Raw genomic sequence first — 14,390 nt, 5'->3', positions numbered from 1 at the left:
TAAAGAAAAATGTTACAGCCTAAAAGAACAAAATACCGTAAGGTACAAAAAGGTAAAATGAAAGGGAATTCTCAAAGAGGACATGAACTTTCTAATGGAATGTTTGGTATTAAATCTGTACATGAAGATGGAATGTTCTTAACCTCTCGTCAAATCGAAGCTGCGCGTATTGCCGCAACTCGTTTTATGAAAAGAGAAGGACAATTATGGATCAAAATATTTCCAGACAAACCAATTACTAAGAAGCCTCTTGAGGTACGTATGGGTAAAGGTAAAGGGGCAGTTGAGTATTGGGCTGCCGTTGTTAAACCCGGAAGAATTATGTTTGAAGTTGGAGGAGTACCTTTGTCAGTTGCAAAAGAGGCGTTACGTCTTGCGGCTCAGAAGCTTCCGGTAAAAACTAAATTCGTCGTTGCTAGAGATTTCGAAGCATAATCTATATTATATTATGAAACAATCAGAAATAAAAGATCTTTCTGCAGCAGAGTTGCAAGAAAAGCTTAGCCAGACTAAGAAAACATATGCTGATCTAAAAATGGCTCACGCTATTTCACCAATTGAGAATCCACTTCAAATAAGAAGTGTAAGAAGAACAGTTGCAAGATTAGCTACCGAACTTACTAAAAGACAATAACTGTAGTCTGCTGAAAGATGGAAGAAAAAAGAAATTTAAGAAAAGAAAGAGTTGGTGTTGTTACTTCGGACAAAATGGATAAATCTATTGTTGTTGCTGAAGTGCGTAAAGTAAAACACCCATTATACGGTAAGTTCGTGTTGAAAACTAAAAAGTATCACGCACACGACGAAAAGAACGACTGTAACGTTGGAGATACGGTAAGGATTAGCGAAACGCGTCCTTTAAGTAAGACAAAATGTTGGAGGTTAGTTGAAATCTTAGAAAGAGCTAAATAATTATGGTACAACAAGAATCAAGACTAAAAGTAGCAGATAACACTGGAGCAAAGGAAGTTTTAACTATCCGTGTTTTAGGAGGTACTAAAAGAAGGTATGCCTCTGTTGGTGACAAGATTGTAGTTTCTATCAAAGATACTGCTCCTAACGGAAGCGTTAAAAAAGGAGCTGTTTCAACTGCAGTTGTTGTACGTACCAAAAAAGAAGTAAGAAGAGCCGATGGTTCATACATTAGATTTGATGACAACGCATGTGTGTTATTGAATGCTGCTGGTGAAATGAGAGGAACTCGTGTTTTTGGTCCGGTAGCAAGAGAACTTCGTGAAAAACAATTCATGAAAATTGTATCATTAGCACCAGAAGTGCTTTAATTCGTTTTTAAGATGATAAAGCTAAAAATAAAATCAGGTGACATTGTAAGAGTAATTGCTGGAGACCATAAAGGTGCTGAAGGTAAAGTTGTTCGTGTTTACCGTGAGAAGAACAAAGCGATTGTTGAAGGTGTAAACATGGTTTCAAAACATACGAAACCTAGTGCAAAAAGCCCTCAGGGTGGTATCGTAAAGAAAGAAGCTTCGATACAAATATCTAATATTTCTTTAATTGATCCTAAAACTAAGGAAACAACCAGAGTAGGTATTAGAGTAGAAGGAGATAAGAAAGTAAGATTTTCAAAAAAATCTAATCAAGTACTATAGTAATGGCATATATACCTAGACTAAAAGAAGAATATAAGAGCAGAGTAATTGCTGCTCTTAAAGAGGAATTCGGATACGTAAACGTAATGCAAGTTCCAAAATTGGAAAAAATCGTTTTGAGTAAAGGAGTTGGTGCAGCTGTATCCGATAAAAAACTTATTGACTATGCAGTTGATGAGTTAACAAAGATCACTGGACAGAAAGCAGTATCTACTATTTCAAAGAAAGACGTTGCGTCATTTAAATTGAGAAAAGGGATGCCGATTGGAGCAAAAGTTACGTTGCGTGGAGAAAGAATGTATGAGTTTTTAGACAGACTTATTACTTCAGCTTTACCACGTGTAAGAGATTTCGGTGGCATTAAAGCTACTGGTTTTGACGGAAGAGGAAATTATAATCTTGGAGTTTTGGAACAAATCATTTTCCCAGAAATTGATATTGATAAAGTAAACAAAATTTCAGGAATGGATATTTCTTTTGTAACTAGTGCAAAAACAGATAAAGAAGCAAAGTCTCTATTAACAGAATTAGGATTACCTTTTAAAAAGAATTAAGACATGGCTAAAGAATCAATGAAAGCCCGCGAGGTTAAGAGAGAAAAAACAGTAGCTAAGTATGCTGAGAAAAGAAAAGCTTTGTTAGAAGCTGGAGATTTCGTAGGTTTGCAAAAGTTACCAAAAAATGCTTCGCCAGTTCGTTTGCACAATCGTTGTAAATTAACAGGTAGACCAAGAGGGTATATGCGTCAATTCGGTCTTTCACGTGTTACATTTCGTGAAATGGCAAATAACGGATTAATACCTGGCGTTAAAAAGGCATCTTGGTAAGACGTAATTTATTGCGTCCTGATACAGACTTAACGTATGTTTTGTCTGTATCATAAACATTTATAAATTGGTTTTAGGTTCGGCAAATCGTTTGTTGAAAACCAAAACCGCAAATTAATACATATGTATACAGATCCTATTGCAGATTATTTGACAAGAGTTCGTAACGCTGTGGCTGCAAACCACAAAGTTGTCGAAATTCCTGCATCTAATCTAAAAAAAGAAATAACTAAGATCTTATTTGATCAAGGTTATATCTTGAGTTACAAATTTGAAGACAACGCTGTTCAGGGTTCAATCAAAATCGCTTTGAAGTATGATAAAGATACTAAAGAGTCAGTAATTAAAGATATCCAAAGAATTAGTAAACCAGGTTTACGTAAATATTCAAGTTCTTCAAGTATTCCTAGAATCCTTAACGGATTAGGAATTGCTATTGTTTCTACTTCTAAAGGTTTAATGACTGGAAAGAAAGCTAAACAATTGAATGTTGGTGGCGAAGTAATTTGTTACGTATACTAATTTTAAAGACTATATAAGATGTCAAGAATAGGTAAAAGCCCAGTAACAATACCAGCAGGAGTAACTGTTTCAGTTGCTAATGGTATTATTACGGTAAAAGGAAAAAATGGTCAACTAACTCAGGAGTTTTCGGACGTAACTGTAACAGTTGAAGGGGATCTAGTTCAAGTAGATAGGTCTTCTGATCACAAAGACCAAAGAGCAAAACACGGTTTGTACAGATCTTTAATCAATAACATGATTATCGGTGTAACAGATGGTTTTACTAAGTCATTAGAATTGGTAGGAGTTGGTTATAGAGCTTCAAATCAAGGACAAAAGTTAGATTTAGCACTTGGTTACTCTCACAATATAGTCTTAGAAATTGCTCCAGAAGTAACTTTAGAAACTATATCTGAAAAAGGTAAAAACCCGATCGTTAAGTTAACATCATTTGACAAACAACTTTTAGGTCAGGTAGCTGCGAAAATCAGAGGTTTCCGTAAGCCTGAGCCGTACAAAGGAAAAGGTGTTAAATTTGTAGGTGAAGTATTAAGAAGAAAAGCAGGTAAATCAGCTTAAAAAATAAGATTATGTCATTAACAAAACCTGAAAGAAGACAACGAATTAGATTCAGAATTAGAAAAACAATTAGTGGTACTGCTACTAATCCAAGACTATCTGTGTTTAGAAGTAACAAAGAAATTTATGCTCAACTTATTGATGACGTAAACGGAGTTACATTGTTGGCGGCTTCTTCAAGAGAAAAAGAAATAGGTAACGGTACGAACATTGAAGTTGCTACAGCAGTTGGAAAACTAGTTGCTGAAAAAGCTTTAAAAGCTGGGATAGACGTAGTAACTTTCGATAGAGGAGGTTATTTATATCACGGACGTATTAAATCATTAGCGGAAGGCGCAAGAGCGGCTGGACTTAAATTCTAATATAGTATGTCTAATAGTAAATACAAGAATGTAGAGTTAGTAAAACCGAGTGGTCTTGAATTAAAAGATCGTTTGGTAAGTGTTAATCGTGTTACTAAGGTTACAAAGGGTGGTAGAGCTTTCGGTTTTTCTGCTATTGTAGTTGTAGGTGATGAAAACGGAGTGGTTGGACACGGATTAGGAAAATCTAAAGATGTTTCTGAAGCAATTGCGAAAGCAGTGGAAGATGCTAAGAAAAATTTAGTAAAAATTCCTTTGAATGGTCAATCAGTTCCTCACGAACAAAAAGGTAAATTTGGTGGTGCACGTGTATTCTTAATTCCTGCCTCTCATGGTACAGGAGTTATTGCTGGTGGAGCTGTTCGTTCAGTTCTTGAATCAGTTGGAATTCATGATGTATTATCTAAATCTCAAGGATCTTCAAATCCTCACAACGTAGTGAAAGCAACTTTTGATGCTTTATTACAAATGAGAAGTGCTTATACTGTTGCAAAACAAAGGGGTGTTTCTTTAGAAAAAGTTTTTAAAGGTTAATTCAAGGAAATTATGGCTAAATTATTAGTAAAACAAGTTAGAAGCAAAATCAACTGTCCTCTTACTCAAAAGAGAGGATTAGAAGCTTTAGGTCTACGTAAAATGGGACAAATTGTAGAGCATGATTCAAACCCTACAATCCTTGGGATGATAAATAAAGTTAAACACTTAGTTTCTGTTGAAGAAGCTAAATAACAAATACTGTTATGAATTTAAGTAACTTACAACCTGCTGAAGGTTCTACGCACAATCAAAATAAAAGATTAGGTAGAGGAGAAGGTTCTGGAAAAGGTGGTACTTCTGCAAGAGGTCACAAAGGAGCAAAATCTCGTTCTGGTTATTCTAAAAAGATTGGTTTTGAAGGTGGGCAGATGCCTCTTCAAAGACGTGTGCCTAAGTTTGGTTTTACAAACATCAATCGTAAAGATTACGAAGGTGTAAATCTTGATACACTTCAACTTTTAGTTGATAATGGTGTTATTAAAGATACTGTTGATATGACAGTTTATGTTGCTAATCGTTTAGCTACTAAAAATGAGATCGTTAAGATTTTAGGTAGAGGTGAATTGACAGCAAAATTAAAAGTAACCGCTCACAAATTTACTGCTACTGCAAAAGCTGCTATTGAAGCTGCTGGTGGAGAAGCAGTAACAATGTAATTTTTCAATTAAGATGAAGAAATTTATTGAATCAATAAGTAATGTTTGGAAAATCGAAGAACTGAAAAATAGAATCTTAATAACATTAGGTTTACTTTTGGTTTATCGTTTTGGGGCACAAGTGACCCTGCCAGGTATTGATGCTACTCAATTAGGTAATTTAGCTGGGCAAACTAAAGAAGGGATTGGTTCAATTCTTGACATGTTTACTGGAGGCGCTTTTTCGCAAGCTTCCGTTTTTGCCTTAGGTATTATGCCTTATATTTCTGCTTCTATTGTAGTTCAGTTGATGGGAATTGCGATTCCTTATTTGCAAAAACTTCAAAGTGATGGAGAGAGTGGTAGAAAAAAGATTAATCAAATTACTCGTTGGTTGACAATAGGGATTACTTTAGTTCAAGGTCCAACTTACATCTACAATTTATATAGAACATTACCTAGTAATGCATTCTTATTAGGATTCAATTCTTTTGAATTCTTATTTTCCTCGGTAGTTATCTTAGTTACAGGTACAATTTTTGCCATGTGGTTAGGTGAAAAAATTACAGATAAAGGAATAGGAAATGGTATATCATTGTTAATTATGGTTGGTATATTGGCTAGATTTCCTCAAGCCTTTATTCAAGAGTTTACAACAAGGGTTACCAATAATAATGGTGGTCCAATGTTGTTGGTTATCGAAATCATCATCTGGTTATTGGTTATTATTTGTTGCGTACTTTTAGTAATGGCGGTCAGAAGAATTCCTGTACAATATGCTCGTCGTACTACTTCAGGTGATTTCGAACAAGACATGTTGAATGGCAATAGACAATGGATTCCTTTAAAGCTTAACGCTTCAGGGGTTATGCCAATAATATTTGCACAAGCAATTATGTTTATACCAGCTGCTTTAGCTGGGTTGTCTAAATCTGATGCATCACAGTCTGTCGTTGGCGCTTTTAGCAATATGTTTGGTTTTTGGTATAATTTTGTATTTGCAACTTTAATAATTGTGTTTACTTTCTTTTACACTGCCATTACTGTTCCTACTAACAAGATGTCTGATGATTTAAAGAGAAGCGGTGGGTTTATTCCAGGTATCAGACCAGGAGTTGAAACATCTGATTATCTTGACAAAGTGATGTCTTTAATAACTTTTCCAGGGTCTTTATTTCTTGCTCTAATCGCTGTGTTCCCGGCAATAATTGTAAGTGTTATGGATGTTCAACAATCTTGGGCAATGTTTTTTGGAGGTACTTCATTAATAATTATGGTTGGAGTTGCCATAGACACAATGCAGCAAATCAATTCATATTTGTTGAACAGACATTATGACGGTTTAATGAAAAGTGGTAAAAATAGAAAAGCAGTAGCTTAACTTTATGGCAAAACAATCAGCAATAGAACAAGACGGATCAATCATTGAGGCATTATCAAATGCGATGTTCCGTGTAGAATTAGAAAATGGACATATTGTAATCGCCCACATATCTGGAAAAATGCGTATGCATTACATCAAATTATTACCTGGTGATAAAGTGAAACTAGAAATGAGCCCTTACGATTTGTCAAAAGCAAGAATTACTTATAGATATTAAAGGATATTCAAAATGAAAGTTAGAGCTTCAGTAAAAAAGAGAAGTCCCGAGTGCAAGATTGTGCGAAGAAAAGGGAGATTGTACGTAATAAACAAAAAGAATCCTAGATTTAAACAAAGACAAGGATAATTATGGCAAGAATAGCAGGGGTAGATATCCCAAAAAATAAGAGAGGTGTTATAGCACTTACCTACATCTTTGGATTAGGAAAAAGTAGAGCTGTTGAGATTTTAGAAAAAGCTCAAGTTAGCCAAGATAAAAAAGTTCAAGATTGGAATGATGACGAGATCGGAGCAATTCGTGAAGCGGTATCGACTTTTAAAATTGAAGGAGAATTACGTTCTGAAGTTTCTTTAAACATCAAACGTTTAATGGATATTGGATGTTATAGAGGTATCCGTCATAGAACTGGTCTTCCTTTAAGAGGACAAAGAACTAAAAACAACTCTAGAACAAGAAAAGGTAAAAGAAAAACTGTTGCCAACAAGAAAAAAGCAACTAAATAATAAGTAATATGGCTAAAGCAACTGCAAAAAAACGTAAAGTTATCGTTGAATCAACGGGAGAGGCTCATATTTCTGCTACCTTCAATAACATCATCATTTCTTTGACAAACAAAAAAGGTGAAGTTATTTCTTGGTCGTCAGCTGGTAAGATGGGTTTTAGAGGTTCTAAAAAGAACACTCCATACGCAGCCCAAATGGCAGCAGAAGATTGTAGCAAAGTAGCTCTTGAGGCTGGACTTAAAAAAGTAAAAGTTTATGTAAAAGGACCAGGAAACGGACGTGAGTCTGCTATTCGTTCTTTGCATAATGGTGGAATTGAAGTTACAGAGATTATCGATGTTACTCCAATGCCTCACAATGGATGTCGTCCTCCTAAAAGACGTAGAGTTTAATAATATATTTTTAGTATAACCTGGGTAGAATAACGATTATCGAAGGATAAGACCTGAATTCATAATCTCTACCTCAAACAATTTAAAATGGCAAGATATACTGGTCCAAGTACAAGAATCGCACGTAAATTCGGCGAAGCAATCTTCGGAGACGATAAAGCTTTCGAAAAAAGAAATTATCCACCCGGACAACACGGGATGGCTAAAAAAAGAGGAAAAAAATCTGAATTTGCTATCCAGTTAATGGAAAAACAAAAAGCTAAATATTCTTACGGAATTTTAGAAAAACAATTCAGAGGTTTATTCAAAAAAGCGTCAGCTACTAAAGGTGTTACTGGTGAAGTTCTTTTACAATTATGTGAAGCAAGATTAGATAACGTTGTTTTTAGAATGGGTATTGCTCCTTCTAGAAGAGGCGCTAGACAGCTTGTTTCTCACAGACACATCACTGTCAACGGTGATGTTGTAAATATTGCTTCTTACCACCTTAAACCTGGTGATAAAGTTGCAGTTCGTGAAAAATCTAAGTCTTTAGAAGCTATCGAACGTTCTTTATATAATTCAAGTCATGTTTATGAATGGATTACTTGGAATAATGATGTCAAAGAAGGTACTTTTGTTTCTGTACCTGCGAGACTTCAAATCCCAGAAAACATTAAAGAACAATTAATCGTAGAGTTGTACAACAAATAATAATTGACTTAGTCGAAATTTATGGCAATATTTAATTTTCAGAAGCCCGATAAAGTTATCATGATCGATTCAACCGATTTTGAAGGTAAGTTTGAATTCAGACCTTTAGAACCTGGTTACGGATTGACCGTTGGTAATGCACTTAGAAGAGTTTTGCTTTCAGCATTAGAAGGTTATGCAATTACATCTGTTCGCATTGAAGGTGTAGATCATGAATTTTCTACTATTCCAGGAGTTGTTGAAGACGTTACCGAAATTATCCTTAATCTTAAACAAGTACGTTTCAAACGTCAAATTGAAGATATCGATAATGAATCAGTTACTATATCTGTTTCAGGTAAAGATCAATTAACAGCTGGTGATTTTCAAAAATTTATTTCAGGTTTCCAAGTTTTGAATCCAGAACTTGTTATCTGTAATTTAGACAGTAAAATCAAACTTAATTTCGATTTAACTATCGAAAAAGGTAGAGGATATGTTCCTGCTGAAGAGAACAAAAAACAGAATGCTGCAATTGGAACTATTTTTACTGACTCCATTTTTACTCCGGTAAAAAATGTAAAGTATGCAATTGAAAACTTTCGTGTAGAGCAAAAAACAGATTATGAAAAATTAGTTTTTGAAATCAAAACTGATGGTTCAATCAATCCAAAAGATGCTCTTACTGAAGCTGCCAAAGTTTTAATACACCATTTTATGTTGTTCTCTGACGAAAGAATTACACTTGAGGCTGACGAAATTGCACAAACAGAATCATATGATGAAGAATCATTACACATGAGACAATTGCTTAAAACGAAGCTTGTTGATATGGATCTTTCTGTTAGAGCATTAAATTGTTTGAAAGCGGCTGAAGTTGATACACTTGGTGATTTAGTATCGTTCAATAAAAATGACCTAATGAAATTCCGTAATTTTGGTAAAAAATCTTTAACTGAACTTGATGAACTTGTTGCAGTTAAAAATTTAAACTTCGGTATGGATTTAGCAAAATATAAACTAGATAAAGAATAATCTAAGCCGCAAGGTTTAAATTTACATAGCAATGAGACACGGAAAAAAATTCAATCACTTAAGCAGACAGACTGCGCATAGAAAATCTATGTTAGCTAATATGGCTTGTTCTCTTATCGAGCACAAACGTATTAACACCACTGTCGCTAAAGCAAAAGCGCTTAAACAATTTGTTGAGCCGCTTATAACAAAATCTAAAGCGGATACGACTCACAATCGTCGTATCGTTTTTGCTTACTTACGTAGCAAATATGCTGTAACTGACTTGTTCAGAGACGTAGCTGCCAAAGTAGGAGACCGTCCAGGTGGATACACTCGTATCATTAAAGTTGGAAATCGTTTAGGAGATAATGCTGATATGGCAATGATCGAATTGGTAGATTTCAATGAGCTTTACAATGGTGGTAAAAAAGAAGTTAAAAAAGCAAAAAGCCGTCGTGGTGGTAAAGCTAAGAAAGATGATGCTACTGAAGCAACAGCTGCCGAAACTGAAACAACTACAGAGACTGCTGAGTAATTATGAAAATAATCATTCAATAAAATCAAGGATAAGCTATTTGTAGTTTATCCTTTTTTTTTGATGTGTTTCGAAGCACGATATTTAGAGTTTTTTAAAACTAGTCCTCCCGCTTTCCGTTGCAATCTTTTTCTTTTTTAAAGAAAAAAGAAAAAGGATTTCCACTTTAATCGGGGCTATTTTAAAACTTTTTCGGTACCTAAGAAAACTTAAAAAACATAAATTTTTATAAAACATTGCATTCGCTGTTTTAAAGAATTAAATTTGCAAAATATTTAACTACTCATGAAACAAGTTTGCTCGAGTTGCATGAGACTATTAAAAAATTAATAGAAATCAAAGAATGAAATATACAACACGACAAAAAGCAATCCTTTTATTAAGTGACGGAACCATATTCCACGGAAAATCTATTGGAATTAGCGGAACTACTTTTGGAGAAGTTTGTTTTAATACAGGAATGACAGGTTACCAAGAAATATTTACAGATCCATCTTACTTTGGTCAACTAATGGTTGCTACGAATGCGCATATTGGAAATTATGGCGTAAATGATGCTGAAGTTGAGTCGCAAAGCATAAAAATTGCTGGTTTAGTTTGTAAAAACTTTAGCTTCAATTATTCTCGTGTAGATGCTTCAGGAAGTTTAGAGGATTATTTTATTAAACAAAATCTTATCTGTATATCTGATGTAGATACACGTGCTTTGGTGAGCTATATCCGTGACAATGGTGCTATGAATGCCGTAATCTGTACAGATGAAACTTCACTAGAAGAACTTAAAATGGCTTTGGCAAAAGTTCCTGATATGAAAGGTTTAGAATTAGCTTCTAAAGTTTCTACAACAGAACCTTACTTTTTTGGAGATGAAAATGCAACCTATAAAATCTCCGCTCTTGACTTAGGAATTAAAACAAATATTCTTCGCAACCTTGCTAAAAGAGATTGCTACATCAAAGTATTTCCTTATAATTCATCATATCAAGATTTAGCTGAATTTAATCCGGATGGTTATTTCTTGTCAAATGGCCCTGGTGATCCTGAACCTCTTTCTGGAGCTATTCAAGTGGCTAAAGAGATTTTGAAAAATAATAAACCTTTATTCGGAATTTGTCTTGGACACCAAGTAATTGGTTTGGCAAATGGAATTTCAACTTATAAAATGTTCAATGGTCATAGAGGGATAAATCACCCCGTGAAAAATTTGATTACTGGAAAAGGAGAAATCACTTCGCAAAATCATGGTTTTGCTGTAAATAAAGAAGAGCTTGATAATCATCCTGATTTAGAGATTACACATCTTCATTTAAACGATGGAACTGTAGCGGGAATGCGAGTGAAAAACAAAAATTGTTTCTCTGTGCAATACCATCCTGAAGCAAGTCCTGGGCCACATGATTCCTCTTATTTATTCGATCAGTTTATTGAAAATATAAAAGGATAATAATCGAATATTTTCGATACAGATGTATTAAAAAAGAGTTTGACTTAATTAACTGTCAAACTCTTTTTTTTGTTTTTTAATTTACATACCGGAAGGATTGGTTTCAGATATTTGATTTCCATTAAACCAATATTTATGGAATGTAGTTCATTTGTTTCATATATAAAAATGAATGCATCATTTCTCTCTGGAAGTATGGAGGGAACATAATTTACATATCTTCCGTGTTCTGGATTGTAAACCACGCCCATTGCACGTTGGTTTATTGTTGAAAAAAGAAATTTTTTTCCATTACTTTATTCATCAATAATAATCTGTTTTGGCCGTTATTAGCTACGTTAAAGGCATGTTCCCAGCTTCCATCGATAGCTCTGGAGCTTTTATTTGCCCATCTAATTGCCCCATTCTCCTCTGGCAACTATACTTCCCTGATATAATCCAAATCCTCCTGCAACAACTCCGATGGCTGATTGTTGTTCTCTTATAGTTGTCCCACATTGACCCGTCCCTCAGATGCCATAATCTGTAGTTCGTGCATCACCAGTCTGCGTGTTGTGTTCACAAACTATAATTTTTTAAATCTTTTTCGTAAAATTTCATTAGAGGATCAATGATTGAATCTACATGTTCGTCACGAAAATTCCAAGAATCCTATCCTCTTTTGATCACTGCTCGATAATATTTTTTTGCATTTCTGGTAATGTATGCGTTTTATTCTGTGCTTAAAGTATTTTCTACATCGTGGTTGTAGTTGGGGATGTTTTTTACGATTACTTTCAGCATGTTTAGGATTTCTTTTTCACATAATTCCGGAACAAAAGAGGATGCCTTAGCATACGATTGTCCTTCATGTTTTCCAAAAGGCTTAAAGCATTCCATTTCTTTTTTGCTACAGCAAGTGCTTTTGGATCATTTTTCTCTAAATACTGCATTATAATTTTTATATACTCTCTGCAACTATAAACATCTAAACCGTAAAACCCAATTCTTTTATTGGTGGATAAATTTTCATTGTAGCTCTTCGGCCAATCGATAAAAGATGCTACTTCCCAATTAGTCCACATTTAAGCTGGCTAGCTTTTCAATTCATTCATAACGTTACGAATGTCTTTTCCGGAATCTAAATATCCTTTTACAAACTGGTACAAGCGATAGCAATCTGGCCATTCACCTTCAACTCCTACAAAAGAGTATCCTCTTTCTTAAACGAGCCGTTGTGTAATTTTTGCACTCTAAGTATAATATTCAAGTGTTCCATGTGAGCCTTCTCGCAAAAGAACATATTTTGCCACTCCGATGTAGTTATGTGATGGTTTTAAATCTTCTGAATTTTCCAATGGTAAGGAAGTTCTATTCAGCGTTGAAATAATTTCATTATAATTTATTGCATTTTTTAAGTTTTTTACAGTTTCCTCTACATTTTATTTTATGGATTGAATATGCATAATACTATCTAATTGATATTCCAATAAAGTGGATTTATAGCTAAACAAAAAATACAATATTTTAAATAAACTGCTAATAAACAAGTAGATATACTTTTTACTTATTTAATTGTTCGTTTGTTCATGAATTTTTGGTAAATTTTTCAATTAAATTGCATGGATTGTCGCTTTTGCGATTTTATTTCAATGAAAAAGAAAAGATAACAGATTATGTAAAAATAAATTCTAAAAAAAGCAGAAATGTTTTGTTTATAAAAAAATTATAACGTTTTCGTTAATAACATTCATTATTTTCATAAAATGATTCCAAAAGATAGAATATATTTGTATTTTAAAATTTAAAAATTTTAGTATTATGAGTATAATTATCAAAATTCACGCAAGACAAATTTTTGATTCAAGAGGAAATCCTACAATTGAGGTAGATGTAATTACAGACAATGGAGTTTTAGGAAGAGCCGCAGTACCATCTGGTGCATCAACCGGTGAACATGAAGCAGTAGAATTACGTGATGGAGGAAAAGCATTTCTTGGAAAAGGAGTTTTGAATGCAGTGAAAAATGTGAATACCATTATTTCTGAAGAACTTGTTGGAGTTTCTGTTTTCGAACAAAATCTGATTGACCAAACGATGATCGATTTAGATGGTACTCCAAATAAATCAAACTTAGGAGCAAATGCAATTTTAGGAGTTTCATTGGCTGTGGCCAAAGCGGCTGCTAATGAATTGGGATTGCCTTTATACAGATATGTAGGTGGTGTTTCGGCGAATACATTACCAGTACCAATGATGAATATTATAAACGGAGGTTCCCATTCTGATGCGCCTATTGCGTTTCAAGAATTTATGATTTTTCCTGTGAAAGCAACTTCGTTTTCACATGCAATGCAAATGGGAACTGAAATTTTTCATAGCTTGAAAAAAGTATTACACGACAGAGGTCTTTCTACTGCTGTGGGTGACGAAGGAGGTTTTGCGCCAAATCTTGCTGGAGGAACGGAAGATGCTTTGGATACTATCAAAAAAGCGGTTGAAACTGCTGGATATACTTTTGGAGACGAAATCATGATTGCTTTAGATTGTGCTGCTGCAGAATTTTATGTTAATGGAAAATACGATTACACTAAATTTGAAGGAGAAACAGGTAAAATTAGATCTTCTGAAGAGCAAGTGGAGTATTTAACGCAATTAGCAACTAAATATCCTATCATTTCTATTGAAGATGGAATGGATGAGAATGACTGGGATGGATGGAAATTGCTAACGGAAAGAATTGGGGATAAAGTGCAATTAGTTGGGGATGACTTATTTGTTACTAATGTGGAGCGTTTGTCTACTGGTATCGAAAAAGGAATTGCGAATTCAATTCTTATTAAAGTAAACCAAATTGGAACTTTGACTGAAACTATTGCAGCAGTTAATATGGCTAAAAATGCAGGTTATACTTCAGTAATGTCACACCGTTCTGGAGAGACAGAAGACAACACAATTGCAGATTTAGCAGTAGCTTTGAACTGTGGTCAAATTAAAACAGGTTCCGCTTCTCGTTCTGATCGTATGGCTAAATACAATCAATTATTGAGAATTGAAGAGGAATTAGGGGATTCAGCGTATTTCCCTGGTAAGGCTGCTTTTAAAATAAAATAAATTCTTACGATATTTTTATATAAAGCCATTCGCCTTGTGTGAGTGGCTTTTTTTTGTAATATTTAACAATTTCATT

General features: G+C 34.2%; 24 protein-coding genes and 2 pseudogenes. 23 read left to right on the top strand and 3 right to left on the bottom strand.

Going from position 1 to position 14,390, the window contains the following annotated elements:
- Positions 1 to 9: 9 nt before the first annotated feature.
- The 22 genes from rplP (at position 10) to carA (ending at position 11,221) form a co-directional block, all read left to right on the top strand.
- Positions 10 to 435 carry a 50S ribosomal protein L16 gene (gene rplP, locus BMZ76_RS05215; protein WP_007803637.1) on the top strand — a complete coding sequence of 142 codons (426 nt, stop codon included), beginning with the start codon at positions 10 to 12 and terminating at the stop codon, positions 433 to 435.
- Positions 436 to 448: 13 nt separating this feature from the next.
- Positions 449 to 634 (top strand): 50S ribosomal protein L29, encoded by a 186-nt coding sequence (gene rpmC, locus BMZ76_RS05210; protein WP_091203666.1) that lies wholly within the window; start codon positions 449 to 451, stop codon positions 632 to 634.
- 17 nt (positions 635 to 651) lie between these two features.
- Complete coding sequence (gene rpsQ, locus BMZ76_RS05205; RefSeq protein WP_091203665.1) at positions 652 to 912, top strand: 30S ribosomal protein S17; 261 nt, start codon at positions 652 to 654, stop codon at positions 910 to 912.
- Between the two features lie 2 nt (positions 913 to 914).
- Positions 915 to 1,283 (top strand): 50S ribosomal protein L14, encoded by a 369-nt coding sequence (rplN, locus tag BMZ76_RS05200; protein WP_026717863.1) that lies wholly within the window; start codon positions 915 to 917, stop codon positions 1,281 to 1,283.
- 12 nt (positions 1,284 to 1,295) lie between these two features.
- Positions 1,296 to 1,610 (top strand): 50S ribosomal protein L24, encoded by a 315-nt coding sequence (gene rplX, locus BMZ76_RS05195; RefSeq protein ID WP_091203664.1) that lies wholly within the window; start codon positions 1,296 to 1,298, stop codon positions 1,608 to 1,610.
- 2 nt (positions 1,611 to 1,612) lie between these two features.
- Entirely contained in the window at positions 1,613 to 2,164 is a 552-nt protein-coding gene (rplE, locus tag BMZ76_RS05190) for a 50S ribosomal protein L5 (RefSeq protein WP_091203663.1), read from the top strand.
- A gap of 3 nt (positions 2,165 to 2,167) precedes the next feature.
- Positions 2,168 to 2,437, top strand: coding sequence for a 30S ribosomal protein S14 (gene rpsN, locus BMZ76_RS05185; protein ID WP_007136553.1), 270 nt, complete (start codon positions 2,168 to 2,170; stop codon positions 2,435 to 2,437).
- Positions 2,438 to 2,560: 123 nt separating this feature from the next.
- Positions 2,561 to 2,959, top strand: coding sequence for a 30S ribosomal protein S8 (gene rpsH / locus BMZ76_RS05180; protein ID WP_026707006.1), 399 nt, complete (start codon positions 2,561 to 2,563; stop codon positions 2,957 to 2,959).
- 18 nt (positions 2,960 to 2,977) lie between these two features.
- Positions 2,978 to 3,520 (top strand): 50S ribosomal protein L6, encoded by a 543-nt coding sequence (gene rplF, locus BMZ76_RS05175; RefSeq protein WP_091173708.1) that lies wholly within the window; start codon positions 2,978 to 2,980, stop codon positions 3,518 to 3,520.
- A gap of 11 nt (positions 3,521 to 3,531) precedes the next feature.
- Positions 3,532 to 3,882, top strand: a complete 351-nt coding sequence (gene rplR / locus BMZ76_RS05170; RefSeq protein WP_039110219.1) for a 50S ribosomal protein L18 — start codon at positions 3,532 to 3,534, stop codon at positions 3,880 to 3,882.
- 6 nt (positions 3,883 to 3,888) lie between these two features.
- Positions 3,889 to 4,416 carry a 30S ribosomal protein S5 gene (gene rpsE / locus BMZ76_RS05165; RefSeq protein WP_035668102.1) on the top strand — a complete coding sequence of 176 codons (528 nt, stop codon included), beginning with the start codon at positions 3,889 to 3,891 and terminating at the stop codon, positions 4,414 to 4,416.
- 12 nt (positions 4,417 to 4,428) lie between these two features.
- Complete coding sequence (gene rpmD / locus BMZ76_RS05160; RefSeq protein ID WP_091203662.1) at positions 4,429 to 4,611, top strand: 50S ribosomal protein L30; 183 nt, start codon at positions 4,429 to 4,431, stop codon at positions 4,609 to 4,611.
- 11 nt (positions 4,612 to 4,622) lie between these two features.
- Complete coding sequence (rplO, locus tag BMZ76_RS05155) at positions 4,623 to 5,075, top strand: 50S ribosomal protein L15 (protein ID WP_066081007.1); 453 nt, start codon at positions 4,623 to 4,625, stop codon at positions 5,073 to 5,075.
- 13 nt (positions 5,076 to 5,088) lie between these two features.
- Positions 5,089 to 6,435, top strand: a complete 1,347-nt coding sequence (gene secY / locus BMZ76_RS05150; protein ID WP_091203661.1) for a preprotein translocase subunit SecY — start codon at positions 5,089 to 5,091, stop codon at positions 6,433 to 6,435.
- A 4-nt stretch (positions 6,436 to 6,439) separates the two neighbouring features.
- A complete protein-coding gene (gene infA / locus BMZ76_RS05145; RefSeq protein WP_007136545.1) occupies positions 6,440 to 6,655 on the top strand; it encodes a translation initiation factor IF-1 in 216 nt (71 codons plus the stop codon).
- Between the two features lie 12 nt (positions 6,656 to 6,667).
- A complete protein-coding gene (ykgO, locus tag BMZ76_RS05140; RefSeq protein ID WP_008992256.1) occupies positions 6,668 to 6,784 on the top strand; it encodes a type B 50S ribosomal protein L36 in 117 nt (38 codons plus the stop codon).
- Between the two features lie 2 nt (positions 6,785 to 6,786).
- A complete protein-coding gene (gene rpsM, locus BMZ76_RS05135; protein WP_091203660.1) occupies positions 6,787 to 7,161 on the top strand; it encodes a 30S ribosomal protein S13 in 375 nt (124 codons plus the stop codon).
- An 8-nt stretch (positions 7,162 to 7,169) separates the two neighbouring features.
- Complete coding sequence (gene rpsK, locus BMZ76_RS05130; RefSeq protein WP_024981527.1) at positions 7,170 to 7,553, top strand: 30S ribosomal protein S11; 384 nt, start codon at positions 7,170 to 7,172, stop codon at positions 7,551 to 7,553.
- Positions 7,554 to 7,640: 87 nt separating this feature from the next.
- On the top strand, positions 7,641 to 8,246 hold the full coding sequence (gene rpsD, locus BMZ76_RS05125) for a 30S ribosomal protein S4 (RefSeq protein WP_091203659.1): 606 nt from the start codon (positions 7,641 to 7,643) through the stop codon (positions 8,244 to 8,246).
- A gap of 21 nt (positions 8,247 to 8,267) precedes the next feature.
- On the top strand, positions 8,268 to 9,260 hold the full coding sequence (locus BMZ76_RS05120; protein ID WP_091203658.1) for a DNA-directed RNA polymerase subunit alpha: 993 nt from the start codon (positions 8,268 to 8,270) through the stop codon (positions 9,258 to 9,260).
- A gap of 31 nt (positions 9,261 to 9,291) precedes the next feature.
- Positions 9,292 to 9,777, top strand: a complete 486-nt coding sequence (gene rplQ / locus BMZ76_RS05115) for a 50S ribosomal protein L17 (protein WP_091203657.1) — start codon at positions 9,292 to 9,294, stop codon at positions 9,775 to 9,777.
- Between the two features lie 343 nt (positions 9,778 to 10,120).
- On the top strand, positions 10,121 to 11,221 hold the full coding sequence (carA, locus tag BMZ76_RS05110) for a glutamine-hydrolyzing carbamoyl-phosphate synthase small subunit (protein ID WP_091203656.1): 1,101 nt from the start codon (positions 10,121 to 10,123) through the stop codon (positions 11,219 to 11,221).
- Positions 11,222 to 11,265: 44 nt separating this feature from the next.
- Here carA and BMZ76_RS16430 read toward each other — a convergent pair.
- The 3 genes and pseudogenes from BMZ76_RS16430 to BMZ76_RS16425 form a co-directional block, all read right to left on the bottom strand.
- Positions 11,266 to 11,499 (bottom strand): annotated as a pseudogene (locus tag BMZ76_RS16430) (erythromycin esterase family protein); the annotation flags it as partial.
- A gap of 433 nt (positions 11,500 to 11,932) precedes the next feature.
- A complete protein-coding gene (locus BMZ76_RS16085) occupies positions 11,933 to 12,100 on the bottom strand; it encodes a hypothetical protein (protein WP_244281751.1) in 168 nt (55 codons plus the stop codon).
- Positions 12,101 to 12,129: 29 nt separating this feature from the next.
- Positions 12,130 to 12,285, bottom strand: a pseudogene (locus tag BMZ76_RS16425) (erythromycin esterase family protein); the annotation flags it as partial.
- Positions 12,286 to 13,021: 736 nt separating this feature from the next.
- On the opposite strand from BMZ76_RS16425, the gene eno reads away from it, so the two are divergent.
- Positions 13,022 to 14,314 carry a phosphopyruvate hydratase gene (gene eno / locus BMZ76_RS05095; protein ID WP_091203653.1) on the top strand — a complete coding sequence of 431 codons (1,293 nt, stop codon included), beginning with the start codon at positions 13,022 to 13,024 and terminating at the stop codon, positions 14,312 to 14,314.
- The last annotated feature ends 76 nt before the right edge of the window (positions 14,315 to 14,390 follow it).

The sequence above is a fragment of the Flavobacterium xueshanense genome (genome assembly GCF_900112975.1).
GTDB lineage: Bacteria > Bacteroidota > Bacteroidia > Flavobacteriales > Flavobacteriaceae > Flavobacterium > Flavobacterium xueshanense.
This window is presented reverse-complemented; position numbering and strand designations above follow the sequence as displayed.